Annotated in this window: 22 protein-coding genes; 8 read left to right on the top strand and 14 right to left on the bottom strand. The window is 47.9% G+C overall.

The annotated features are described in order from the left end of the window. Nucleotides 1-105: 105 nt before the first annotated feature. Nucleotides 106-399, top strand: a complete 294-nt coding sequence (locus VV1_RS09530; protein WP_011079910.1) for a putative quinol monooxygenase — start codon at nucleotides 106-108, stop codon at nucleotides 397-399. A gap of 75 nt (nucleotides 400-474) precedes the next feature. Here VV1_RS09530 and VV1_RS09525 read toward each other — a convergent pair whose 3' ends face one another. Then, the gene (locus VV1_RS09525; RefSeq protein WP_011079909.1) at nucleotides 475-912 is read right to left on the bottom strand and encodes a YcgN family cysteine cluster protein; all 438 of its coding nucleotides are present in this window, start codon (nucleotides 910-912) and stop codon (nucleotides 475-477) included. Between the two features lie 140 nt (nucleotides 913-1,052). Between VV1_RS09525 and VV1_RS09520 the strand changes: the two genes are divergently transcribed. The 6 genes from VV1_RS09520 (at nucleotide 1,053) to VV1_RS09495 (ending at nucleotide 6,960) form a co-directional block, all read left to right on the top strand. Continuing rightward, on the top strand, nucleotides 1,053-1,301 hold the full coding sequence (locus VV1_RS09520) for a YkgJ family cysteine cluster protein (protein ID WP_011079907.1): 249 nt from the start codon (nucleotides 1,053-1,055) through the stop codon (nucleotides 1,299-1,301). A 222-nt stretch (nucleotides 1,302-1,523) separates the two neighbouring features. Continuing rightward, nucleotides 1,524-2,219 carry an aquaporin Z gene (aqpZ, locus tag VV1_RS09515; RefSeq protein WP_011079906.1) on the top strand — a complete coding sequence of 232 codons (696 nt, stop codon included), beginning with the start codon at nucleotides 1,524-1,526 and terminating at the stop codon, nucleotides 2,217-2,219. A gap of 155 nt (nucleotides 2,220-2,374) precedes the next feature. Next, nucleotides 2,375-3,094 carry a winged helix-turn-helix domain-containing protein gene (locus VV1_RS09510; RefSeq protein WP_043921089.1) on the top strand — a complete coding sequence of 240 codons (720 nt, stop codon included), beginning with the start codon at nucleotides 2,375-2,377 and terminating at the stop codon, nucleotides 3,092-3,094. Further along, on the top strand, nucleotides 3,091-4,698 hold the full coding sequence (locus tag VV1_RS09505) for an ATP-binding protein (RefSeq protein ID WP_224634992.1): 1,608 nt from the start codon (nucleotides 3,091-3,093) through the stop codon (nucleotides 4,696-4,698). The genes VV1_RS09510 and VV1_RS09505 overlap by 4 nt, the downstream gene beginning before the upstream one ends. A 66-nt stretch (nucleotides 4,699-4,764) precedes the next feature. Then, on the top strand, nucleotides 4,765-5,799 hold the full coding sequence (locus VV1_RS09500) for a DUF2860 family protein (protein WP_011079903.1): 1,035 nt from the start codon (nucleotides 4,765-4,767) through the stop codon (nucleotides 5,797-5,799). 15 nt (nucleotides 5,800-5,814) lie between these two features. Beyond that, on the top strand, nucleotides 5,815-6,960 hold the full coding sequence (locus tag VV1_RS09495; protein WP_011079902.1) for a PKD domain-containing protein: 1,146 nt from the start codon (nucleotides 5,815-5,817) through the stop codon (nucleotides 6,958-6,960). 61 nt (nucleotides 6,961-7,021) lie between these two features. Here VV1_RS09495 and recR read toward each other — a convergent pair whose 3' ends face one another. From recR to VV1_RS09465, 6 genes are all read right to left on the bottom strand, one after another. Then, on the bottom strand, nucleotides 7,022-7,624 hold the full coding sequence (recR, locus tag VV1_RS09490) for a recombination mediator RecR (protein WP_011079901.1): 603 nt from the start codon (nucleotides 7,622-7,624) through the stop codon (nucleotides 7,022-7,024). Between the two features lie 15 nt (nucleotides 7,625-7,639). Beyond that, nucleotides 7,640-7,969, bottom strand: coding sequence for a YbaB/EbfC family nucleoid-associated protein (locus tag VV1_RS09485; protein ID WP_011079900.1), 330 nt, complete (start codon nucleotides 7,967-7,969; stop codon nucleotides 7,640-7,642). A 77-nt stretch (nucleotides 7,970-8,046) separates the two neighbouring features. After that, nucleotides 8,047-10,251: a DNA polymerase III subunit gamma/tau gene (gene dnaX, locus VV1_RS09480; RefSeq protein ID WP_011079899.1), complete on the bottom strand. Its 2,205-nt coding sequence runs from the start codon at nucleotides 10,249-10,251 to the stop codon at nucleotides 8,047-8,049. 8 nt (nucleotides 10,252-10,259) lie between these two features. Beyond that, nucleotides 10,260-10,805 carry an adenine phosphoribosyltransferase gene (gene apt / locus VV1_RS09475; protein ID WP_011079898.1) on the bottom strand — a complete coding sequence of 182 codons (546 nt, stop codon included), beginning with the start codon at nucleotides 10,803-10,805 and terminating at the stop codon, nucleotides 10,260-10,262. A 165-nt stretch (nucleotides 10,806-10,970) separates the two neighbouring features. Beyond that, nucleotides 10,971-11,363 (bottom strand): YbaN family protein, encoded by a 393-nt coding sequence (locus tag VV1_RS23145; protein WP_072603452.1) that lies wholly within the window; start codon nucleotides 11,361-11,363, stop codon nucleotides 10,971-10,973. 466 nt (nucleotides 11,364-11,829) lie between these two features. Further along, the gene (locus VV1_RS09465) at nucleotides 11,830-12,936 is read right to left on the bottom strand and encodes a response regulator (protein ID WP_011079896.1); all 1,107 of its coding nucleotides are present in this window, start codon (nucleotides 12,934-12,936) and stop codon (nucleotides 11,830-11,832) included. Between the two features lie 278 nt (nucleotides 12,937-13,214). On the opposite strand from VV1_RS09465, the gene VV1_RS09460 reads away from it, so the two are divergent. Beyond that, the gene (locus tag VV1_RS09460; RefSeq protein WP_011079895.1) at nucleotides 13,215-14,090 is read left to right on the top strand and encodes a LysR family transcriptional regulator; all 876 of its coding nucleotides are present in this window, start codon (nucleotides 13,215-13,217) and stop codon (nucleotides 14,088-14,090) included. Between the two features lie 104 nt (nucleotides 14,091-14,194). Here VV1_RS09460 and purF read toward each other — a convergent pair whose 3' ends face one another. The 7 genes from purF to VV1_RS09425 all read right to left on the bottom strand — a co-directional run bounded on the left by purF (nucleotide 14,195) and on the right by VV1_RS09425 (nucleotide 26,049). Continuing rightward, the gene (gene purF / locus VV1_RS09455; protein WP_011079894.1) at nucleotides 14,195-15,709 is read right to left on the bottom strand and encodes an amidophosphoribosyltransferase; all 1,515 of its coding nucleotides are present in this window, start codon (nucleotides 15,707-15,709) and stop codon (nucleotides 14,195-14,197) included. A 36-nt stretch (nucleotides 15,710-15,745) separates the two neighbouring features. Continuing rightward, entirely contained in the window at nucleotides 15,746-16,237 is a 492-nt protein-coding gene (locus tag VV1_RS09450; protein WP_011079893.1) for a CvpA family protein, read from the bottom strand. Between the two features lie 61 nt (nucleotides 16,238-16,298). Beyond that, complete coding sequence (locus VV1_RS09445) at nucleotides 16,299-16,862, bottom strand: SPOR domain-containing protein (RefSeq protein ID WP_011079892.1); 564 nt, start codon at nucleotides 16,860-16,862, stop codon at nucleotides 16,299-16,301. Further along, complete coding sequence (gene folC / locus VV1_RS09440) at nucleotides 16,863-18,128, bottom strand: bifunctional tetrahydrofolate synthase/dihydrofolate synthase (RefSeq protein ID WP_011079891.1); 1,266 nt, start codon at nucleotides 18,126-18,128, stop codon at nucleotides 16,863-16,865. It lies immediately after the preceding gene. A 44-nt stretch (nucleotides 18,129-18,172) separates the two neighbouring features. Further along, on the bottom strand, nucleotides 18,173-19,099 hold the full coding sequence (gene accD, locus VV1_RS09435) for an acetyl-CoA carboxylase, carboxyltransferase subunit beta (RefSeq protein WP_011079890.1): 927 nt from the start codon (nucleotides 19,097-19,099) through the stop codon (nucleotides 18,173-18,175). Between the two features lie 174 nt (nucleotides 19,100-19,273). After that, a complete protein-coding gene (gene truA, locus VV1_RS09430; RefSeq protein WP_011079889.1) occupies nucleotides 19,274-20,068 on the bottom strand; it encodes a tRNA pseudouridine(38-40) synthase TruA in 795 nt (264 codons plus the stop codon). 125 nt (nucleotides 20,069-20,193) lie between these two features. Next, the gene (locus VV1_RS09425) at nucleotides 20,194-26,049 is read right to left on the bottom strand and encodes a FimV/HubP family polar landmark protein (RefSeq protein WP_011079888.1); all 5,856 of its coding nucleotides are present in this window, start codon (nucleotides 26,047-26,049) and stop codon (nucleotides 20,194-20,196) included. Nucleotides 26,050-26,126: the final 77 nt, after the last annotated feature.

Below are 26,126 nucleotides of genomic sequence, written 5' to 3'. Positions count from 1 at the left end.
TCATTGTTAGCAATGACCTGGTCTCCTGTTCCCTAAATTCAGCCTTTTACGCCAACATCAACACACGAAGTTTGAGTTGGCCCATAACAAAGAGGACCAAACACAATGATTCATGTTACCGCGGCTTTTGTTGCCCAAGCAGGCAAAGAGACCCAACTGCATTCAGTATTAACGGCTATGCTCGAGCCCACCAGAAATGAACAAGGCTGCCTGCGTTATGTACTTTTAAAAGACAAAAACGATGCCACTAAATTCCTTTTCCAAGAATTATTTGCTGATCAAGCCGCTTTCGATTTCCACTGCGACCAGCCATATTTTCATGCCTTGATAGCAAAGCTTGATGGCTTGTTGGCACAAGAGCCTGAGATTACTTTCTTCGAAAGTGCGGAAGTTGCATAAAGCGAGTGCGCGCACGACTCAATAAGCAAAAAGGCACGTTCTCGTGCCTTTTTGTCTCTGCCTCTTAGCCAGTACTTAGTAATCTGGATTCTCAATGACGTGGTCTTCCCAATCTTTCACATCAATTTCGTAAACCACTCGGTTACGAATGCTCTGCCCTGCTGCATGCATGGCTGACTTACAACCGGTAATAAGAGGATGCCACTCCGGCAAAGGTTGGTTTTCTGAAAGTCGGCGATAAGCACAGGTGCGCGGTAGCCAATGGAACTCTGCGATTTTATCCTGAGTCAGCTTTAGGCAGTTTTCACCTGAAGAAAAACGATTTGGATAATCTTTGCATGAACAGGTTTTACTGTTTAGCCAGCTACAAGCCACATTGGTGTAAAAGACTTCATCAGTCTCTTCGTCCATTAATTTGTGCAAACAGCATTTTCCGCAACCATCGCAAAGTGACTCCCACTCTTGCTCTGTCATCTCTTGCAAAGTTTTTGATTGCCAAAATGGTGTGCTCATAGGACTTCTTCTTACTTTCTACTGACGGGAGCCGTTTTATACTCCTGCGGGCCTCAAAGTGCAAGGGCAAAAATTGTCCATTCAGTTCATCGTAAATTTCTGCTACTATCGCGCCCCTTGATTTTTGACAGGTAACTAAGATGGATTGCAGACTCGGTTGTGGCGCTTGCTGCATCGCCCCAAGTATCTCTTCCGCCATTCCAGGAATGCCAAATGGTAAACCTGCTGGTGTACGCTGCATTCAACTCAACGAACACAATCTTTGTAAACTGTTTGGTCAGCCGGAGCGCCCAAAAGTTTGCCATGAATTCAAACCGTGCCCTGTGGTTTGCGGCACAACCAATCAACAAGCACTCGACAATATTACCGAGTTAGAGCAGCTTACTTAATCTCCTTATCTGCTTGGTTGAACGCTTTTTCTTTCCTCTACCTGCACGCCTTTTCGATAGATGAGCTGAGCAATCTCCTCTCAAAATGGTGAAACATTTCTTAGCTCTAAGAAAACACAGCCCCAAGGAGAATTTCGCGACACAATATCACGACACTTTCTAGCAAGGTGCTGATTGTCGGCTATTTTTATTCCAATACTCCCCCTCTCAATAGGACATTGTATGAATAAATATCTGGCGGAATTATTTGGCACCTTTTGGCTGGTGCTTGGTGGATGTGGCAGTGCCGTGTTGGCGGCCGCCTTTCCGGACGTTGGGATTGGCCTGCTAGGCGTATCCCTCGCGTTCGGTTTGACGGTGCTCACCATGGCTTTTGCTATCGGCCATATTTCCGGCTGCCACTTGAACCCTGCCGTCACCATTGGCTTATGGGCCGGTGGTCGATTTGAAGCCAAAGAAATTGTGCCTTATATCCTTGCTCAAGTGATTGGTGGCGTCATTGCCGGTGGTGTGCTTTATACCATCGCCTCTGGTCAAATGGGCTTCGATGCGACGAGCTCGGGTTTTGCCTCTAACGGTTATGGTGAGCATTCTCCCGGTGGCTATTCGCTGACTTCTGCGCTGGTGACCGAAGTCGTGATGACCATGATGTTTTTGCTGGTGATTCTTGGCGCAACAGATCAGCGTGCACCTCAAGGTTTTGCGCCCATCGCTATCGGTCTGTGCCTCACACTTATCCACCTCATCAGCATTCCAGTGACCAATACATCGGTCAACCCTGCTCGAAGTACCGGCGTTGCTCTCTATGTTGGCGATTGGGCCACCGCGCAACTTTGGCTATTCTGGGTTGCGCCGATTTTAGGCGCACTACTAGGGGCGGTGGCCTACAAGTTGATTTCAGGGTCGAACAAAGACTAATCACAGCGAGCCGCCGATTCGAGCGGCTCTTTTTCTATTGCTTCTTAATATTTTATAAAACACATCACAACTTTGTGACTTGGTCACAAATGGTCACAGAGCGATTCATTGAACTGGGTTATAGTTTTATTATTGACTCTCTGCCACGCAACACTATGACCTCACCAGCCTCATATCGGATTATTCTTGTCGAAGACGACTTGGAACTCGCTGAGTTGATCAAAGATTTTCTACAAAACTATGAATTTCAGATTGATATCGTCTCGGATGGCTTTCATGCCGTCGATGCAATCTTGTCAAACCAACCTGATTTGGTGATTCTCGATGTTATGTTGCCTGGGCAAAGCGGCATGGAAGTGTGTAAAGCGATACGCAGTAAGTACCATGGCATGATTTTGATGCAAACGGCCCTAGATGACGACATTGACCAAGTCATGGGATTAGAACTGGGTGCAGATGACTACATCGTGAAGCAAGTAAAACCAAGATTACTGCTGTCGCGCATTCGCGCGTTGCTGCGCAGACACGAACGTTTAACGGCAGAAAGCAACAAAGATGACTTACAGCTCGGCCCTTTGGTGATTAATTTGCAACACCGCAGTGTCACATTGCATCAGCAAGCGCTCAAACTGACCACCTCTGAGTTTGAACTGCTGCTGCTCTTGGCCAGACACGTTGGCCAAGTGGTATCACGCGATGACATCGCACAGCACATTCGCGGCTTTGAATATGACGGATTAGATCGCTCCATCGACCGAAGAATTTCTCGCCTGCGCCGCACCCTCAATGATGACCCCAACGAACCAACCTTAATTAAGACCATTCGCGGCGTTGGTTATCAGCTGTGTGCCTCTTCTTGGGAGGTTTCATTATGATTCGCGCATTTGCCATCTTATGGTTGGCGGTGTTTGTACCGACTACTTTGTTGATCATCCCCAGTGGTGTAAACCCGGTTTTAAAACTCAACGAGCAGTTTTCCGAAGATTTCTATAAGCCGATCTATCGGGTGAACTTTGAGGTGTTGTCCAACAAACTCTTGCAGCAACCCACGACTCAGTGGCAACAAACGATCGACCACTATGCCAAAAGCTTTGCCTATCCTGTGAAGCTCCAAACGTTGGCAGATTACCAAGCCGACAAAGCCATCTATGCTTCACTACAACAAGGCCAAGTAACGTTTCTTTATGCCGACCCAATGGCGCTCTTACAACGAGTTGGTGACAGTGACCAAGTGCTGTATATCGCTCTTAACGAATCCACCGAGCATGCAGTGCTCAATCAGGCCAAGGGTACACTCTCATTAGCGATTGAAGATCTGCGTCAACTGCCTAAAAGTGAGTGGAAAAACACGCTAGCACAAACCAACGCCAAACTCCCTGTCCACATTAGTTTGACCAACGAAACGCAACTTAGCGAGACTGCCAAGCTCGCTTTGTTGAACTCCCCCGACGAGATTGTTAGTTATATCAATGATGAGGGACGCGTCGAGCTGCTTGCCCCCATCGATGATGGCTTGTGGTTACACGTCCAAGATAACTTATCGCAAGCCGTACAACTCAAGTTGAGCACCACCATCGCGCTGATGTTCTTCCTACTGATTTCGCTTGCTTTGATTTTGTGGGTTTATCCACTTTGGCGTGACTTAACTCGACTGGTGGCAACCGCCACCGAATTTGGCCAAGGCAAACTGTCACAACGGGCGCGAGCTTCCAAGCTCTCGGTGGTTTCTCAACTCAGTGACTCCTTCAACAACATGGCCGACAATATCGAGAGTCTCATTGCTCGGCAGCGTGAACTGACCAACGCCGTCGCACACGATTTACGTACGCCATTGTATCGGCTGCGCTTTGCGATTGAGATGCTGGAAGATCCTCACACCAGCGACGCGCAAAAAGAGAAATATCAACGCGCACTGCACACAAGCATTGATGATCTCGACCATCTCATCAATCAGAATTTACTGCTCTCTCGCTACAATCGGATTGCCGATATCACCCATTTTTCACCATGTTGCTTTGCTAGGGAGTTGCTCAATGAAATCGATGATTTCAAACTTCAGCATCCCGATCTCGATATCCAGTTTTACTGCTCGCCAGAGTTAAAACAGCACCGCATGTTCATCGACAACAAAGGATTGATGCGCGCGGTGAAAAACCTTCTTACCAATGCAAGCCGATTTGCTCAAAGTACCATTATTGTCTCGTTTAAATACAGTGGCAGCGCATTTCACATTACGGTGGAAGACGATGGCCAAGGTGTGCCCAATGAACACGCAGAACGCATTTTTGAACCTTTCACTCAGCTTGATAACCAAGCACGCAGTAGCGAAAAAGGACATGGGTTAGGATTGGCGATCGTTAAACAAATCATGCTTTGGCACAAAGGCAACGCGAAAGTGGTGTCATCGACTTTGGGTGGTGCTGCGTTTGAACTGCAGTGGCCTGAGCTGCATCCGAATACTGCCGAGTCGGAATTGTGACCAAAATGGACACAATTCGTCCATAAAACACCAACGATTTATCGATGTGGTGAATGCTAATTTGGAATGGCTTTCAAACGTCATTCACAAGGAATTAGCATGCAAGTTTCCCCAACACGCGCGGCAATACTACTTAGTGCGATTGCTGCACTCGCCTCTTCATATAGCTTGGCAGAGCCGGACCCGTTTGATCCCGGATTCAGCGGCACCATCAGTATTAATATTGGATTTGGCCAAAGCCAATCACAAAACAACACTCATGAAGATAATGAAATCACCGCCGATCTCACCAACCAAGGCAAAAAGCTATCACAAGCGTCTCCATTTTTTCTTGGCCGATTGCAATACAGCTTTGGCGACACGTTAGTCTTTCTTGGCAATAGTGAAGAACAGATAGCAGAAGCGCAATTTCAAGCTGAACTGGGCGTTGCACATCGGTTCAACAACGCCATGATCCTCACTACCGCACTCTTTGGGAATGTCCCTAGCATGGAAGAAGTCTGGCGTGACCCTTATCTCACTGGTCAAAAAAGGCAAACAACGGAGCAAACGGTCGGTGGCGTAAGATTCGCTATGGACATCACCAGCCCTTTGCCAATCAGTTTGAAATACGCTGTCGCCAGCAGCGAAGTTGAATACGACGACATCGGCCTCTCACAAGGGTTAACTACTGAAGCTCGTTCACAATTAAAGCGTGCCAGCGACTATCAACGCTTTGGCGCAGAGATCTCCTTTCCTTTGAGCCAATCGTTTGTACTGTCCCCTGCGTTTTACTACACGCTGCGCGACGCCGATGGCGATGCCAAAAGCAATCAATTATTGACCGCACAGATGTCGTTTCTTGTCGCCCAAGGCAGACACAGTGTTATCACAACGCTGAGAAATAGCTCTGCCAGTTTTGATGCAGACAACCCCGTTTTTTCTCGCAAGCAAGATTACGAGAGCTTTGGCTTTTTCTCCGTCTACAGCTATGCCGATCTTTGGGGCTGGCGAAATACCCAACTGAACGTCATGGCGGGTTATCAAGAGTCGGATTCTGATATCGATTTTTACGACAGTGAAGAGGCCTTTCTCTCCACTGGCATTAGCTACAGTTTCTGATCCGGAGGACTTAAGATGTGTAACTTACTCAAAATCGTCTTAATAGCCACACTGCTGTTCCTCGCTGGGTGCGATGTTGATGATGCCAGTGATGCCACCAAATACACTAAGCCAACGGTCAACGCAGGTTCCGACCAATACCATACGTTGCCCATCGACACCATTACCCTGCATGGTTCTGCCAAAAGTTGGCCGAAACTGGTGTTCTCTATCAAGACCAAGCAATGGCGACAAATTTCTGGTCCACAGAGCCTAACCATTTTAAATGCTGACAGCTTTACGGCCACACTGCTCAACCCGACCGTTGCAGGAACGTACATCTTTGAACTTTACGCTAAAGACAGTGGTGATCGCACCAATACGGACCGAGTTAAGATTGTGCTGCGTGAGCCTCAACCGGTTGTTGCAGCACGAAACTCATTGGGCTATGAAGACGACTACCAGCAACTTTGGCAAAGCATAGCGACAAACTATCCGCACTACGATCAAATTCAAGATGAGTGGCAAAAGCTTTATCAGCCCTATTTGATCAAAGCGGCACAGGCGCAAAACGAAGAGCAATGGCGTTCATTAGTCGAGGCCATGTTCACCGAGCTGAGCGGATCAAGGCTAACCGCCATACAATCACCGTCGGCAGAGCAATGGAGAGCCAACCCAACAAGAGCCCTCGCGGTTCACAGCCGTCAAGACAATGGCATCGGCTTGCTTGAGATAGGCGCTCTACATGAGCAAGACGCACTCCATGATATAGGTGAGCTGCATGAGATAGATGCGCTGCATGATGTTTCGCTGGCCGATTTCACAAAGCAGCTCGACGATGCGCTTATGCAGCTTAAGGGGGTTAGCGAGATACGCTTGGAAATAAGAACGCCAAATGCACTTGGCGAACAAGCACTTTTTACCCTTTTGGAAAAACTCACCACACGCGCGGCTTTGCTGTGCATCAGCCCAAACAAGGAAGCATCTTCGTGTGTCTCACTGCCTGCAAATAGTGATCTAGATGGAGTTGCGTTGTTGATCAACCCAACGTGCGAGCAGACCACTTGTAGGATATTGAGTGAGTATCTCAGCTACCTACACAGTGGCGAACAGCACTTCTACTACATGCCATCACCCGTGATCGACTCACATTGGCGATTAGTCATGGATCCCGAATCTTAACTCGTTCATCAAAGAAAAAGACGCAATGAAAAAGCGATGCTGTGACAGCATCGCTTTGGTATTAGTTGAGTTTGTGTCTGCCCAATAACGAATGGGAGAGCGTAGTGCCATCCACCAGCTCAAGCTCCCCACCGACGGGCACACCATGAGCAATTCGACTGGCGTCCACTTTATGCTCTCGACAAAGTTCAGCGATGTAGTGCGCAGTCGCTTCACCTTCCACGGTAGGGTTGGTCGCTAAGATCACTTCTTTGATATCACCGCGACGCAGACGATAATCGAGGACATCGAGGCCAATATCACTAGGTCCAATACCATCAAGCGGTGATAGGTGCCCCATCAACACAAAGTAACGACCAGAGAATTGTCCTGTGGCTTCCACCGCAGCGATATCGGCAGGGCTTTCGACCACACACAATAATCCGTTTTCTTGGCGTTTTGGGTTGTTGCAGATATGACAAACGTCTTCTTCGGTAAAAGTACGGCACTCGTTACAGTGACCAATTTCCGTCATGGCATGACTTAATGCATCCGCAAGCTGCAGGCCGCCTTTTCTATCTCGCTGTAACAAATGAAAGGCCATACGCTGTGCTGACTTGGGGCCAACCCCAGGCAAACAACGTAAGGCCTCCATCAATTGTTCCAGCATATGGCTGGTACGCATAGTTAACCTTTTCGATTAAAACGGCATTTTCATGCCTGGTGGTAGTTGCATACCGCCAGTGATTGCTGCCATTTTCTCTTTTTGAGTTTCTTCAACGCGGCGTGCTGCATCGTTAAATGCTGCTGCGATCAAGTCTTCAAGCATCTCTTTGTCATCTTCCATCAAGCTTTCATCGATGTTGACACGACGTACGCTGTGGCTACCAGTGATGGTGACTTTCACCAAGCCTGCGCCTGATTCGCCGACCACTTCCATATNTGCGATTTCTTCTTGAAGCTTTTGCATGCGTTCTTGCATTTGTTGGGCTTGCTTCATTAGGTTGCCCATACCGCCTTTACCAAACATGTTTTTCTCTCTGGTTGAATGAGGTGTTTCACTATGGATGGGGTCGTTTGTCGAACATTTCAACCCCGCGAATAAATTCAGACAGGGCGAACACTGTCTCTGTCCAGTTCTGCACTGAATCGGCGCAGTATAAACTGAACATGGGTGTCATTTTCCAGGCTAGTGAAAGCCTGCTGTAATTTTTGCTGATAAAGCCTTTCGCGTAACTCTAGAGGAGTCTCACCTTGCTCTCCGACTTCCACAGAGAGATGGCAAGTTTCACCCAGCGTTTCGTTGAGCGCTGAGAGCAGCTCTTTTTGCGCTTTATCGGTATTTAAATGTTGTTGATGGCTACGTAGCGTCAAAGCGATGGTTGAACCATCTTTGTTAAACGCCGAGTTGAGCGCTAACTGTTCCACCAATTTTGCCGTTTCGAGCTGAGTGATCAGTTTTGCCCACTCACTCTGCTCGAGCGATTCTGCAACGAGTTTTTCCGCCATTTCTGGCGTTTTTTCGTGCTCAAGTGCACGTTTAATTTCCGTCGGCGTCAGCTCTTTGCTCTTAGACTGCACCACAGGCTGACTCGGACGCCATTGATAGGGTTCATCCTCTTTTACTTCAGGCTCTGACGGCGCAAGGCTTTGACGTGGCGACACCTGCGCTGCAGTTGCCTGCTTTTGCGCGACTCGATCGAGGACCGACTCTTTCTCAGCAGATGCCGCTTTAGACTTTTTTGAGCCACCATTTTGTGCCAACCCTTGACGTTGAGAACGCAATTGATGACGCAAACCGGTTAAGCCACCAGAAGCTGGACTTGCGCTTTCAGGCGTGTGCTGCGGCGCAGGTTGAGGCGCAGGTTGAGGCTCAGGCTGCAATGCGGCTGCATCCTCATAGCCATAACCCATTGGCGGCATGTCATCCATAGGTGGATAATCGGCATAATCCATCGGTGGCGCATCATATTGAGGTGGCATCTCTGTCTGAACAGGCTGAGGGGCCACAGAACTTGGGGCGTTCATCGATGAAGTGGGACGCGATGGCGCGTGACTGACCGCTTGAGGACGTTCTGCAGGAGCAACCCGTTCAGCGCTTGGCTTTGCGCTCATCGCCGGGGCCGTTTGGGCTGGCGACGTACTCACTTGAGGAGCGGCACTTTGAGCTGCCGGAGCTGATGCTAGATCCGCACCTTGCGCAGAAATGATGTTCGCTTGCGACACATCCGCAGGACGAAATGCCATCATACGCAACACAATCATTTCCATCCCGATACGCCCATTTGGGGCCAAAGAGAGGTCATCACGCCCTTTTAAGGCGATCTGATAAAACAGCTGAACATCTTGTGGTGACAGTGCTCGGCTAAGCAGCTCAATTTTTTCTGCATCAGGCTGCGCTTTGTCTAGGCTTGAAGGCAACAGCTGGTACATGGCAATGCGATGCAGTTGAGTCGCCAATTGTTGCAACAAACCATCCCACTCCGCACCATTTTGCGCGAGCTGCTGAATCTTATCCATCGCCACTTGTGGCTGCTTGCTGCTGATGGCTTCTAAGAGATGGATCGCTTGATCGGTGTCAATGGTACCTAACATATGGCTGACCAGATCGGTTTCAATCTGACCATTGCCTAACGCAATTGCTTGATCGGTTAAGCTTAGGGCATCACGCATACTGCCATCGGCAGCATGCGCGATCATGCCAAGCGCACGCGCTTGAGCAGTGACACCTTCTTTTGCCAAAATAAAATCGAGCTGTTGATGGATAGCATCAACCGTGATCGGCTTAAGGTGGAACTGCAAACAACGAGACAAAATCGTCACAGGAAGTTTCTGTGGATCCGTCGTTGCCAATAGGAATTTCACATACTCTGGCGGCTCTTCTAAGGTTTTGAGTAACGCATTAAAAGAGTGACGCGAGAGCATGTGCACTTCGTCGATCAAGTAAACCTTGAAACGACCGCGCGCTGGTTTGTATTGAACGTTGTCTAACAGTTCACGAGTGTCTTCAACTTTAGTACGCGATGCGGCGTCAATCTCCAATAGATCAACGAAGCGCCCTTCTTCAATCTCTCGGCAGGTATCACATTGTCCACAAGGCGCTGAGGTGATGCCCGTTTCGCAGTTGAGAGCTTTGGCAAACAAGCGACCAATCGAGGTTTTACCCACACCTCGTGTGCCACTGAACAAGTAAGCATGGTGCAGACGATTGTGCTCAAGAGCATTTTCTAGGGCAGTCAGCACATGGCCTTGCCCCACCACTTCTTTAAATTGACGCGGACGCCATTTTCGCGCTAAAGCTAAATAACTCATTGACTTAATTAGTGTCCTTCGAATTCACAGATGCTGTAAACGTTAAGGCCAAGACCTTCCAAACGCTTGTCGCCACCAATTTCAGGTAGATTGATAACAAACGCTGCATGCTCAACCACACCGCCAAGCTGACGAATCAGTTTGGTTGTCGCTTCAATGGTGCCGCCTGTCGCAAGCAAGTCATCAACCACTAAAACTTTGTCACCTTCAACAATCGCATCCGTATGGATTTCCAGTGTATCAACACCGTACTCAAGTTCGTATGATTGTGCGATGGTGTTGCGAGGCAGTTTACCCGGCTTACGTACAGGTACAAAGCCCACACCTAATTGCAACGCAAGCGGTGCACCAAATAGGAAACCACGCGCTTCAGTACCCACCACTTTGGTGAACCCCATGTCTTTGTACTTATCAACCAACAATTGGATGGTTGCCTGGTACGCCTGAGCGTCTTCTAGAAGGCTGGTCACATCGCGAAACAGGATACCTGGTTTCGGGTAATCTGGGATGCTTTTAATACTGGCTTGGATCTGTGCAATGGTGTTTGTAGTCATAATATCGATTTACTTAGATTGGCTCATCGCCCTCTCTTTTTGTCACGCTATTATGAGGGCTTAGAACAGGTGGTACTCATCGTTACAGGGCTGACGTCGAACATTCTCTGTAACGCTAAAAACAAAATGCCCACTCGAAGAGTGGGCGCACTTTTCTTCCCAATTCTAGTCAGTTTCCCGTCGCGCGGCAACCGAGTCGCTCACAGGGAGGCGGACAAAAATGCCAAGCAAAACGATTAAACCAAACATTAGTGCAATCTTTAGCCACATGAGTGGCGCGATCCAGATAGAAACAGAGAAGCTCAGCAGAATAAACAAGATAGCACGCTGTTTAACGCGACGCGTCACAGCACGATTTTGTTGCCAATTGTCCAGTACCGGACCAAAGGTTTTGTGGCTGTGTAACCAATGATGAAATCGCGGGCTAGAACGTAAAAAACAGGCGCTCGCTAGCAGGATAAAAGGCGTGGTTGGGAGCAGAGGAAGGACAATGCCTGCAATACCAAGGCATAAACTGAGTCCACCAACTATATTGAGAAATAAACGTCGAATACGGATGGTGAACTCCCGATATTAATGCTTAGAAACCCGCGTAACCGTTAAGTACACGAATCCAGGTTAATGTCGCAGGTAAAGTTGGAATTAAAAGAACTGCGATAAAACCAAGAAAATAAAACAGATTATAGGGCTCTTTAAAATCTTTGTCTGCCATGATGCTTCTACTCTTGTGCTGATAACTTTCTTTACGTTTTCTACCCCAAAAGAGTTAACCAATGGTTAAGAAAATGGTTCATTATTGTTTTCGCCGCCAATATACCGCAAAGCCAACGGTCTAAACACCGAGCAAAAGTAGGGGTAATTGATAAATTTGCGATTTTGTAGAAAGAAAACCAACACCCTCTAAAGAAAATAGAGGAATCAACAAACAAAAGAATGGAGAAATGGAAAGCCGCTCTATTGCCAAGTCCCCCTCACGCGGACAAGAATATCGCCGCTCATGGCGGCGATATTACGTGAAGTATCGTCAGCTCACTTTACTGCCTTTGATGATATTCAAACTGAAGCTGGCGGAGCCTAAACAGCCTAGTGTCAGTTGACTGCCGCTACCTATATTGAGATCACGGGTGATGAAGTTTTTTAAACTGTTGTGACCTAGACGGTTTCCAGCAGCAATATGCTGATTGATGAACCCCGTTGACCACTGACTGTCTAGCCCCGCAGGTAAAATTTCAACACTTCCATCCACCAAATCCGCAATGCCAAATAGCGCATTAACCGGGCACGCACAATCCGAATAACGAATGCCCCGCTCTAGGATTTCTACAATATCTTTTAAGTCGGCGCTAAAGCTTTTTAGATTACGTAAGTAATCATCAAACAAAGCGCGTATCAACAAGGCAGTGGCGACACCTTGCTTTTCTACCGAAGCCGAATCGACGAGGTAAAACGCAAACTGGCCATTCATCAACCAACGGTAATCAAACACGAGCGGCATCATGTCGGTCGATTGCAGCAACTTATAAGAAAACTTCCAATCGCCCTGCGACGTATCTTTGTCTGGCAGCAAAGCGTGGAGTAAGTCTCTTGCCGAATTGGGGTTATCTTCCAAATAGTTTAAATGCCAGTGAAGCTCCTGCTCGTCGGGCAACTCTCCGCCGCCATCGACTCGAAACCACTGGCTGGAAAAATCGCGTTGATCCGACATATGGTTCATCGAATCTTCCAATGTATTCTCAATCGCTTCCGCTAGGTGTTGATAATCTCCAATTGGTTTGGGTAAGAAATCTTTAATCCCAAAACGCAGCGCTTTGGCAACATCGGACATCTCTCCTGTTGCGGAAACCACGATCAAAGGTAAGGAGGGGTACTCGAGACTGACCTCCTCGACAAATTCTATTCCGTCTAACACGGGCATGGACAAATCACATAATACGATATCAGGATCGCATTCACGTAACTGCTGAAGGGCTTGCAAACCGTTTTCTGACTCAACGACTTTATATCCCTGACTTTCGAGATAGGCACTGGTAATTCGGCGAAAGATCGGATCATCATCAACCAGTTGTATTAACTTTGGTTGTACCGCTTCCCTTGCCGAGGTCATTGCCGTTTGACTGTGAGTCTTGTACATAGCTTCACCTCACACACTCAGTCAAAGTGGTTATCAATGTTATTATTTTTGTAGTTTACTTATCACAGACGGGCCACTTCCTGTGCTCTGCACCCACTCTGCTCTGTAATAAAACGTAGCTGTAAAAAGCCATTTATACAAATATTCCACTTTATATCAGAGTTTGCTACTAGATGTATGCTGATCACAAATCGTGCGACCTGTTGACATGAAGCAAACTTTCATCGCAAAGTTAGCGCTAAATTAGGCCTATTTGGTAAATAGATGTGTCAGGAAATATGAAATTAGACGATCTCAACCTGTTCAGACTCGTTGTTGAAAATGGGAGCTACACCGCAACTTCACGTAAGACCATGATCCCCGTGGCGACCATCACCCGACGCATACAAGCTTTGGAAGATGCGGTGAACTTGCGCCTTCTCAATCGCCATGCACGTAAATTATCACTGACAGAAGCGGGAGAACGCTTTTTCCGTGAATGCTCTCCTTTACTGCAAAGACTCACAAACACAGCCGAAGAAATTACCGATGAATGTCGTGGTGCGTCTGGCAAAATCAAGATTTCAACGCCCTACAATCTCACCAAGCGCATGATGATGCCAATGTTGAACGGTTTTATGAGTCAGTATCCAGAAATCAACATTGAACTCACTACAGAGAGTAACGCTGATCAACTTGACCCAACCGAATGGGATGTCATTTTCCGCGTAGGACCACAAAGAGATTCAAGCCTTATCGCGCGTAAAATTGGTTCAGTGAAAGATATTTTGGTGGCTAGCCCTGAGTACGTAAACGCTCACCCAATGCCAACTCATGCTGAAGATCTGCACGACCACTTCCTACTCAAAGGCCACCCGCTGTTGAAGTGGACATTAATCAACAGCAAAGGCGAAACCGTTGTTAACGTTGATCGTGGTCGCTTTCAAGCCAACGCACTGAATGTGGTACGTAGCGCGTGCTCAGAAGGGCTAGGCATCACTCTCATGCCAGACGTGATGATAAAAGAGTATATCGCCGATGGCAGCCTAGTGCGTATTCTGCCTGACTGGAGTGCAAACCCACGCGATATTTATATGCTCTACAATCACAAAGATCACTTACCCGAAAAAGTGCGTTTGTTTATCGACTACGTGATTGCTTATAACATCCACTAACGATGTAGCGCGTAACCACAGAGGTTATTTCGAGCACAAAAAAACCAGAGCAGAAAAGCTCTGGTTTTTATTTGTCTTATCTTAACCCTGAACTCCGGTGTCGATTACGCACCTTCGTTATGCAACTCTAGGTTAGCCAGATCTTGTTGAATCTCGCGCTGAACCTTTGCATCATCGTTACGCATCGAATCTAGGAAATCGAGGTATTGCTGATCAATATCCCCCGTCACGTATTCGCCGTTAAACACCGAAGTATCAAACTTGGTAATATCAAGGTTACCTAAGCCCACCGCATCCACTAAATCTTCCAGTTTTTGGAAAATCAGCGCGTCAGCACCAATCAGCTTACAGATCGTCTCGTTATCTCGTCCATGCGCAATAAGCTCAGTCGCACTTGGCATATCAATGCCGTAAACGTTCGGGAAACGCACCTCGGGTGCAGCAGAGACAATAAACACTTTCTTAGCGCCTGAGTCTCTTGCCATTTCGATAATTTGCTCAGAAGTGGTTCCACGTACAATTGAGTCGTCCACTAACAGTACATTCTTATCTTTGAATTCAGAGCGAATGGCATTGAGCTTGCGACGTACCGATTTTTTACGCAATTGCTGGCCCGGCATGATAAAGGTACGGCCGACATAGCGGTTTTTAACAAACCCTTGGCGGTACGGCTTATCAATCGCTTGAGCAATTTGCAGTGCGATATCACAAGAGGTCTCTGGAATGGGAATGACAACGTCAATATCAAGATCGGCGTACTCTTCTTTAATACGCTCACCCAACTTTTTACCCATTTCGACTCGTGCACTATAAACAGAGATTTTGTCGATAAACGAATCTGGACGTGCAAAGTAAACGAACTCAAAAATGCACGGGTTGAGTTTTGGATTGTCAGCGCACTGCTTGGTAAAGAGTTCACCGTCAAAAGTCGCGTAAATCGCTTCACCTGGTGCGACGTCACGCACAAAATCAAAGCCAACCGCATCCAGCGCTACTGATTCTGACGCCACCATGTATTCCGTTTGTCCGTTCTCTTCGCGCTTACCTAAGCAAAGTGGACGAATACCATGTGGGTCGCGAAAGGCAATCATACCGTGACCAATGATCATCGCTGTAACGGCGTAAGCACCACGAATGGTACGATGGACATTGGCGATGGCTCGGAAGACATCATCGGCAGTAACGTTGCCTTTTACTGTATCAATTTCATGAGCAAGAACGTTAAGAAGAACTTCGGAGTCTGAGGTGGTATTCACATGGCGGCGATCTTTTTCGAACAATTTCTGACGAACTTCATGCGCGTTAGTCAGGTTGCCGTTGTGCGCTAAGCTAATGCCAAATGGCGAGTTAACGTAGAAAGGCTGTGCTTCTGAAGCACTTGAACTACCGGCCGTTGGATAGCGTACATGACCAATGCCGACGTTGCCTTGAAGACGTTGCATGTGTTTTGCTTCAAACACATCTTTGACCAGACCGTTTGCCTTACGCAGACGAAAACGATTGCTTTCTATGGTACAAATACCAGCGGCATCTTGGCCACGATGCTGTAACACTGTTAACGCGTCATAAATTGACTGGTTTACAGGGGTTGTGCCCACGATTCCAACAATACCACACATGTCCTAATCCTCGATTTGCGACAGTAGCTGGCACCGCTAGAGAGTGCCAGACAAAAAACTCGATGTTGCTTGTAAATGCTCGAAGAATGGGGCAATGATTCGACTGAACTCAGGGACCAGTTGCGAACTCTTCCACCACTCCGAACTTGGGAATGCCGTAAAAGCATCCATAAAAAACAGCACCGCAGAGACAATTAGCACCCCACGTAAACCGCCAAACACCACACCCAAAATTCGGTCTGTGCCTGAAAGCCCTGTTTTTTGTACTAGTTGAGCAATGACATAATTGACCACTGCACCAACTACCAAGGTCGCGACAAACAATGCCGCGATTGCGGCTCCGTTTCGAAACATGTCATCTTCGATATTGGTGAAATACACCGCGAGTTTGGTGTAATAGTTACTGGAGATAAAAAAGGCTCCAAACCAAATCACCAATGACAATGCTTCTTTCGCAAAACCGCGAACTAAACTGATCAGAGCTGAAAATCCGATCACACCTAAAATGACAAAATCTAACCAATTCATGTTTTCTTCATCTTAAGTTGGCGCGCATTTTAACAGAAAAAATGCTGACGCAAACGTTTTCTTATGGGTTTAGTGGTTTAAATTTGAGCAATTGACCTTTGGAACCGGTAATTTTTTCCAATTCCACGACTTGTCTTTCAAGTTTACTTTTTGACACATCAGGACCAATTACAACTCGAGTAAAACCATTTTCTTTGATGGTATGCGCTTGATAACCGCGTTTCTGCAAATCCTTCGCCATGTTCTGCGCGTTCTCTTCATTACGCAGTGCCATTAACTGAATGATCCATGCTGAATCTTCGTAGTTATTCTTTTCTGCGACCTCGTTGATTTTGACTTCAACAGATTTCGGTTTTGTTTGGCTTTGTTGCGTTTCACTTGACGTTGACACAGACTGCCCCACCGTCGCGACCACAGGAGACTCTGGTAGCTTGATGTCGTCTTCTACGGGCTCAAGAATTTCAAAACTCTCTACCTCGTTGCTCAATTCCGGTTTGATCGGAATGGTGGCAAACTCTTCTTTATAGTGAAGCTTCTGGCCATCGAGGACATCAGGAAGCACTATCACGCCGATAGCGACCAAGATAATGGTCCCCACCAGACGGCTTTGGAACTTACTTGCCATTTAATTACCTTTGTTTTGTTGCCAATGCTCCAACACTTCACCCACGGTGTGGAAAGAGCCAACCACTAACACTATCTCATCAGATTGAGCTTGTGACAGTGCTTGGTCAAAAGCGTGTGCTGGATCGGTATAACTTTGTGTGCCTTGCGGCAAATATTGAATCAATTCTTCTGCTGTCGCGGCTCTTGGTCCTGTCAGCGAGGCAGGGTACCAATGGCGTGTCACGGGCGCTAAAACTTCTAGCGTGGATTTGATGTCTTTATCCTTCAACATGCCAATCACCGCATGGATGGTTTTGCCTTGGTAGCGAGACTGAAGCTGAGTCACTAAATATTCCGCGGAATGAGGATTATGCGCCACATCCAAAAGAATTAACGGCGCTGTCTGCAACACCTGCATTCGACCCGCTAACTTAGCGTTTTTTAGTCCGTTGACGATGTTGATATCGCTCAGTTCAAGATTGGAGGCACCTAGCGCCATTAACGCGGTTGCGGCATTTGGCAAAGGCAAACCTGGGAGAGGCAAATCTTCCAATGCGAAAGCACCATGCTGCCAGCGCCAACCTTCGCCAGAAAGCTGATAGTCAAACTGAATACCGACTTGGTAAAACTCTGCGCCAATATCGTCTGCATGTGCGGCAACGGTTGACGGAGGCGTTGGTTGGCCACAAATAGCTGGCTTACCACTACGATAAATGCCCGCTTTCTCAAAACCGATAACGTTAATGTCATCTCCGAGCCAATCTACGTGGTCAAGCGCCAAGCTAGTGATCACTGAGACATCGTGATCCACCACGTTGGTGGCGTCCAATCGCCCGCCCAGCCCAACTTCCAAAAGAACCACATCGACCTTTTCCGTTTGGAACAAGCGTAATGCAGCCAGCGTTCCATACTCAAACAAGCTTAGGCTGATATCACCACGTTGTTGCTCAATGAAATCAAACGCTTCACAGTGCTTTTCGTCCGCAAGATCTTGACCATTAATGCGGACTCGTTCGTTATAACGAATTAAGTGTGGCGAGCTGTACACGCCAACGGAATATCCAGCATCAAGTAAGATCGCTTCCATTAACGCACAAGTTGAACCCTTGCCGTTCGTGCCAGCAACAGTGATCACAGTAGGTGCAGGTTTGGTGAGGTTTGCTTTGAGAGCAACAGCTTGAACTCGGTCTAGGCCAAGATCAATGGCAGAAGTGTGTATGTTGGCTAAATAATCAAGCCACACCGCCATAGGGGATGTGGCTTGTGGAATAGAGTTTTGTTTCATCTAACGATAACCATCAAAGACTTGGTTGTTTGTTAGAGGCTACTTTACCCTTTTTCGTTCGCTTCTGGTACAGAATATGCCGCTTCATTTGGTGAATCGTTCACAGAAACAACGAGAGGCGACTTGTGATTGGTCAGCTTGGCGATCAAACCACCAACGCGCTGACGCATTTCACGGCGATCGACGATCATATCGATGGCACCGTGCTCAAGTAGGAACTCACTGCGCTGGAAGCCTTCAGGCAAATCTTCACGTACGGTTTGCTCGATAACACGGCGACCAGCAAAACCGATCAGCGCTTTCGGCTCACCGATATTAATGTCGCCAAGCATCGCTAAACTCGCTGAAACACCACCCATGGTTGGGTCGGTCATCACAGAGATAAACGGCAGACCTTTCGCAGATAGACGCTCTAACGCCGCACTGGTTTTTGCCATTTGCATGAGAGACATCAGAGCCTCTTGCATGCGTGCACCACCACTTGCTGAGAAACATACCAGCGCGCAGTTGTTTTCCATTGCCGCTTCAACCGCACGTACGAAACGCGCACCGACAACAGAGCCCATTGAACCACCCATAAATGAGAATTCAAACGCACAAGCGACAATAGGCATGCCTAGCAATTCACCTTTCATCGCAACAAGGGCGTCTTTCTCACCGCTGCTCTTCTGCGCCGCTGCGATACGCTCTTTATAACGCTTAGAGTCTTTAAACTTCAGTTTATCTTGCGGCTCAAGTTCACCACCTAGCTCCACGCGATTGCCTTCGTCCAAAAACGTTTCTAGACGACGACGCGCTTTCATACGCATGTGGTGATTACACTTAGGACACACCTCAAGATTACGCTCAAGCTCCGCGTGATACAGAACTTGCTCACATGAAGTACATTTCGTCCACACACCCTCAGGGATAGACGCTTTACGTGAGCTTACGATGTTGCTTTTTTCTAAAATCTTTTCAAGCCAACTCATGGAAGACCTTTTCTCTCAACGCTTCCGCTCCATAGCGAAAGACAAAAATTCGAATTTACGCGTGTGGATTAAACCACATATAACGACAACTGTAGATAAAAAACTGGTTGTACCTATTTTTTCAGTCAAAGTCGCACGCTAAGTTACTCATTTTTTTGAATCTGAATCTCTCGATTAGTTCAAATTATCGGGCAAAAACAACGGACCGATCGACTCGCGAGGTAAATCGAACTCTTCAGGGTAGTCCACATCGACGAGATACAAACCTTCGGCTTTGGCCGTCGGGCCGGCGAGCTTACGATCTTTCGCTTCTAGCAACCATTTGATCCACTCTGGATCTTGCTCACCACGGCCGACCATAATTAAGCTGCCCGTAATGTTGCGCACCATGTGGTGTACAAAGGCATTGGCTTTAATGTCGATCACCACATAGTGTCCGTGACGTGTCACATTCAAATGGATCATATTGCGAAATGGACTGAGCGATTGACATTGCACCGCGCGAAACGAGGTGAAGTCATTTTCGCCCAACAAATATTGTCCCGCCTCATGCATTTTCTTCTCATCAAGCTCGCCATGATAATGGCTTACACCGGAGCCCAAAATGCCGGGACGCAATGCATGGTTAAAAATGATATAGCGGTAGCGGCGTGCGGTTGCTGAAAAACGCGCATGGAACTCATCTGGTACTGCTTTCGCCCAACGTACTGCGATGTCTTTGGGTAAGTTCGCATTGGCCCCCATGGTCCAAGCAACCATTTTACGCTCAACATTGGTATCGAAGTGAACCACTTGCCCAGTACCGTGAACCCCAGCATCGGTGCGACCTGCACATTGTACTTCTACTGGGTGGTTAGCCACTTTCGACAGCGCCTTCTCCAGCTTTTCTTGAACACTGGCGACTTCGCGTTGACGCTGCCAACCGAAATAGTCAGTGCCATTGTATTCGATGCCTAATGCAATTCTCATGATAACCTTCGATTTGAATTTGGGGCGGGAAGTATAAACGGTTGTGGCTGGAATTTCTAATCCTCAAGCCTCGAGCGATAAAACAGGGGCAGCGAAAGCTGCCCCTTGTTACTTAAGAACTGAAACTAACGGCCGTTAATCATATCAATGAGATTCTTCGCTTCACGGCGAACATCATCATCACCATAAACAATCGCTTCTTCGAGCAGTTTGATTGCCCCTTCTGCATCGTTCATTTCGATATAAATTTTTGCCAGATCCAATTTACCCGACGCTTCTGCGTTTTCATCCACATCCACGTTGCTAATGTCCCCAATCACGTCAGGAAATTCATCCAGGCCGACATCCAGTTTGAGATCTTCCTCTTCGAACTCCACTTCATCACCATCAACTTGAGCCATGAGCTCGTCAATCGTCATGTACTGGTTTTTCTTCGGATCAAAGTCGTCTTGTTCGGCCCAGTTTTCCTCATCGATATTGGGTTGTCGGAGGGCCTCTTCTGAGCTCCAAATTTCGCGCTCTTCAGCAGGCACATCACTCGTTACTTCTGCTGATGGATTATCCGGTAGTTTAAAGCCATTCCAGTCGTCGCCGCCGACTTCCAACATCGCCTCAATGTCCATACCAGCACTGGCAGCCATTTCATCATCGGGCGATTCTGGGAAGAAATTATCATCCAAAGCGTCTTCAGAAAGCAGATCCGCCATCGCTGCTTCATCAAATTCAGAATGAAGTACCTCGTCTTCTGCGATATTGAAGCCCGCTTCCTGAGCAAAAACATCAAATAGAGCATCTTGTTCTTCATAAGAAGAAGGATTGATATGCGGCTTGTTAACCGTATTTAACTCACCACTCTCTTCTATCGATGGTAATTCTAAAGAGTCAAAATGATAATCTTGCTCTTCTGGCTCGGAGGTAATTGGCGCTTCCTCGAGCTCCTCTGCAACCGAAACAATGGCATCTTCTTCGCCAAATTCTGGCAGTTCGATATCATCAATTTCAAAGTCATCTGATTCTGCTTCAGGCTCGGCGTCAGGTTCGATATTTGGCTCACTGGCAACCGCTTCTGCCGCCTCATCTTCGCCAAACTCCGGCAATTCTAGTTCGTCAACGTCGAACGCATCGTCCGTTATTTCGGCTTGAACTTGCTCTTCTGCACTTTCTACGTTGTCAGTTGCCGCTTCGCTTGGCTCAAGAACGTCATCTAACGCAGATTCTTCGCTTGTCACTTCAGATTCAACGGCTGGCTCTTCGGCCGCAAACGCTTCCTCTTCTACAAGCGGAGCATCGTAAGAAGGCTCGTCTGCCATTGCGACCAGCGCTTCGTCTTCGCCAAACACTGGCAATTCGAGTTCGTCAAAGTCGAACGCATCGTCCGTTGTTTCGGCTTGAGCTTGCTCTTCTGCACTTTCTACGTTGTCAGTTGCCGCTTCGCTTGGCTCAAGCACTTCATCTAACGCGGACTCGTCACTTGTGATTTCGGATTCGACGGCTGGCTCTTCCGTTGCAAACGCGTCCTCTTCCACAACTGGGGCATCGTAAGAAGGCTCGTCTGCCATTGCGGCCAGTGCTTCGTCTTCACCAAACTCTGGCAATTCGAGTTCGTCAAAGTCGAACGCATCGTCCGTTGTTTCGGCTTGAGCTTGCTCTTCTGCACTTTCTACGTTGTCATCTGCAACTTCGCTTGGCTCAAGAACGTCATCTAACGCAGATTCTTCGCTGGTCACTTCAGATTCAACGGCTGGCTCTTCAGCCGCAAACACTTCCTCTTCCACAACCGGAGCGTCGTAAGAAGGCTCATCTGCCATTGCGGCCAGCGCTTCGTCTTCGCCAAACTCTGGCAGCTCTAGCTCGTCAAAGTCGAATACATCGTCCGTTGTTTCGGCTTGAGCTTGCTCTTCTGCACTTTCTACGTTGTCAGTTGCGACTTCGCTTGGCTCAAGCACTTCATCTAACGCGGAGTCGTCACTTGTGATGTCGGATTCAACGGCTGGCTCTTCAGCCGCAAACACTTCCTCTTCCACAACCGGAGCGTCGTAAGAAGGCTCGTCTGCCATCGCAGCCAGTGCTTCGTCTTCGCCAAACTCTGGCAGTTCGAGTTCGTCAAACTCAACCTCATCAGCAAGGTCGATTTCACCTTCTTCAACGGGCTCATCTAATTCAAAATCTGCGAGTGAAGGGCCATCTGCCATTGCAGACAGTGCATCTTCCTCACCGAACTCCGGTAGTTCACTCTCATCAAACTCAATGCTGCCGAGATCGGTCACCGCGCTTTCAGCTTGCTCCAGTAGCTCAGTTTCGTCGATTGGTGGCGTCGCCAAATCCGACTCAGACAATTCGACCTCAGATAGCATCGGCTCCTCTTCAAGAGAGGCTAACGCTTCTTCTTCACCAAACTCTGGGAAATCCAGTTCGTCAAGATCAATGTCTTCAAGCTCACTCTCAAGCGAAGGTTCCGCAAAACCAGGCTCATCGGCTAGCACAGCCAACTCGTCATCTTCGCCAAACTCGTTAAGCGCTAACTCATCCAAGCCGATAGCATCTTCACCGAGCACCGCATTGGCTTCTTGTGCAGACTCATCAGCTAAGGCTTCCAGTGCATCTTCTTCATCGAATTCCAACAGTTCTAAGTCGTCGAGACTGTCGTCCTGTTCTGCCGTCGATTCAGCCTCTGCTAATCCTGCTAGCGATTCTTCTTGTTGTGCTTGTGGCAGTTCACTGTCGGTTACTAGACCATCAAAAAGAGTCTCTGCTTCTGCCCAATCTTCTTCGACGGGAGTACCAAATTCATTTGGCACTGCGTTTGGTGTCGGCGTTTCATGAACAGGCTCTTCTAACGGCATCTCCGTTGCAGTTGCCTCAAGCTCTTGAGCATCCTCAATGTCCTGCGCCAACAACGCTTCTGCGTCAGTCGAAACAGGCTCTGCGATATCGTCAATAAGATCCACAAGCTCATCGTCTTGAGCTTGTGTGTCATCGAGCTCTGAAAGCATGGCGTCATCAGGATGCCCATCTAACGCTTCTTCAGTAACCTCTGTCGCCAAAGAAGTCGATGCAATGCGCTCATCTGAATCGACCTCATGCAGCTCTGAATCAATCTGCGGTGATTCAACTTCATCAATCGCACTTTGTAGCCAGTCTTCTTCCTGTGGCTCTTGTGATTCCTCAACATCAAGCTCAGGTGCCGTTGTCGCTATCTCATGGTCAGAAAGCAGTTCTTGCTCTGCGGTTTCCGTCTGCGTTGTAGGCTCATACTCATCGATTGACTGACGTGGGCTTTCTACCTCATCAATGGCGGCTTGCAACCAATCATCATCTTGGTCATCTTGAGCATCGATGTCATCGGCATCACCACTTTCCCCCTCTTCCAATGGCAGATCGGCAAGCAGCTCTGTAGGTAAGACAGACTCAGACGGCGCCGCCTCTTCAAGCAGTGATTCTGTTGAATCGTCCAGCGACTCTTGTAGGTTCTGGGGATCGGTATTCAGTTCTGCTTCAGCGGTGCTGACTTCTTCAATATCCTCTGGGAATGCATCTAGCAGTGGATCAAGCGTCGGCGCAACGTTAGCCAAATCTTCAGCAAAATGGCTGCTATTGAATTCTGTTGGTTCAAATTCATCGTCAGCCATTGGGCTATCGATGGACTCAACAAGTTCTTCGACCTCTGCCGTCAGTTCATCTTGCTCAGGTGACGCTTCCTCAAGAGGGAGAACGTCATCCAATAGCTCATCAATCGCTGTGTTGTCTACCGAGTCAACTTCCGCACTCACCTCTTCAATCGCAGGTTCAGAAACGGACAGTTCAACAAAATCTTCTGATGAATCTAATGCAGCATCCAGCTCTGCGGCAAAATCGAACGATTCAGCGGCATCGTCCTCTTGAGCTTTGTCGCTCTCATCTAAGCCAATCAGTTCATCAAAGAGATCGCTTTCCTCTGCCGTTGCCAACTCTTCTTCTGGCCACTCAAGCGACTCATCACTCTCTGGTGCGCTTTCAAGTAATTCATCGAGCAGATCGGTGCTGTTTTCATCCAGCTCAGGCACAACCTCATCTTGACCAAAGGCCGCGAGCTCCTCTAACTCACTGAGTGGATCAAATTCATCAAGTGATTCTTCTTCGTCCGCTTCGAGTAGCTCATCAAGCAGCTCGGTGTCTGTTGGCGATACCTCAATCTCATCGTCAGTTAGACCCGCCAGAGCTTCGAGCTCATCAAGAGGATCGAGGCTCACTTCATCATCTGAAGCCTGTTCCAACATCTCATCTAACAATGAGGTGGATAAGTCGTCTTGCGTGTCGTCAGCACCAGACTCCAATAGTGACTCTAATTCGTCTAGGCTGCTTTGCGTTTCCAGTTCTGATTCATCGATGACTGGCTCATCAAACTGGGCCAGTAGCTGATCAATATCTTCATCTGATGCCATCGTTCCAGACATTGCATCAGACATCTGTTTGTTTTCAGTTGGTGCAGCCGCGCTATCTTCATCTAAACCTAAATCAAATTCGTCAACTTCATCATCGTCACCCAAGTTGGAGAACAGATCATCAAGCATTGACTGGTCAAGGGCTGAATCACCTAGGTCTTCCGTCGGTTCATCGGACGCCAGCAATTCCGCTAAGTCATCTTCTGACATGCCGACGTTTTCACCAGAAAGATCAAAGTCACTCTCTTCGTCGTCAGTGATTTCTAGCTCTGGGCTAACTTCATCCAGCGCACGCTCCATCTCTTCAAGACCCAGCGCTTTGTCAGAACCTTTAACACTGATGCCGTTGTTTGATGAGTCAAAGTCGTCGAAGTCAGTATCCAGATCGCCGTCATCACCGATGCTAGCAAATGGGTCTTCACCATCTTCGCCTTCAAGATTGAAATCGAGATCACTGTCGTCAAGATCACCAAAGACGTCGTTTTCGTCGTCTCCCATAGTGTCATCAAACAGCAACTCGCTATTGTCATCGCTGTCGCTGAAGAGGTCATCATCGAGGGTGAGATCATCGGTCAGATCGTCCAGATCCGAATCTGACATTGGCGGTGGTGTTAATGGCGCTTCAGTTTGTGTTTCGCTTGCGCTTGGCTCCGCTTCTTTACGGCGCCCCAGTAGCATCACAATCAAAAGGCCGATCAATGCCCCAGGAATCAGGGCAGCGGCAGCCACCATCCAGCCATTTGATAAGAATTGATCAAACGCCGATGGTTGCATGCGTTGCTGTTCTTCAAGCTTCGCCTTTTCTTCCGCGAGTAACTTCTCAACTTCGGAACGAATACGGTTTTCATCACCCAGCTCCGTTTTCAATCCATCCACTTCGGACTGAACTTCCGCCAACATCAAACGCAAATTGTGGTTCTTTTCTTCCAGCGCGGTTAATTCGCTTTCAGACATCTCGAGCTGTTTCTCAAGTGTTTTCACTTGAGGAACATCTGGTGCCTTCACTGGTGTAGTGTCGACTGGGGACTCCACCTTCACCGTTTCGCTCACTGCTTGGGCTGGTGTCGCTGGCGTCACTTTGACTGGGCGAGTAACTGGCGTTGGCGCAATAGGACGAGAAGTCGCGTTGAGCTTATCCTGATGTGCTTTCATCACCGTAACCGCTTGCTCGGTTGAAGCGCTGCGCACTTGAGCGAGCGACGGCACACGCAAGGTACTACCAGGTACTAAACTGTGAATATTTTGGTTTTCAAACGCCTGCGGGTTTAATCGGTAAATGGCTAAGAGAGTTTGTTGTACCGAGACGTTATTTGCGGGGCGTAATTTGCTGGCGATTGACCACAAGGTTTCGTTTGCACTTGTTGGGCCATAGAAACGAGAAGGTTCATCGGAAACAGGCAGTGGCGAGTTGGCACGCTCAACTTGTTCTGAAAAACTTGGCGATGATTGCACTTCACCAGTAGGACCGACTAATCGAATGCCGTCCGCTTGTGAAACTGATGTCGGTAGCGCAGTCATTAGCAATAAAGGGGCTAACAGGCGCTTAAAAATTTGACGCATAGAAGGCTCAGCTCTGTGCTTAGTTATAATTTAAATCATGATCTGTTAAATATATCGGATAACCACGGCAAAACTAT

The sequence above is a fragment of the Vibrio vulnificus CMCP6 genome (genome assembly GCF_000039765.1).
GTDB classification, from domain to species: domain Bacteria; phylum Pseudomonadota; class Gammaproteobacteria; order Enterobacterales; family Vibrionaceae; genus Vibrio; species Vibrio vulnificus_B.
Note: the sequence above shows the minus strand (reverse complement) of the source record. Positions and strands in the feature narration are given on the sequence as shown.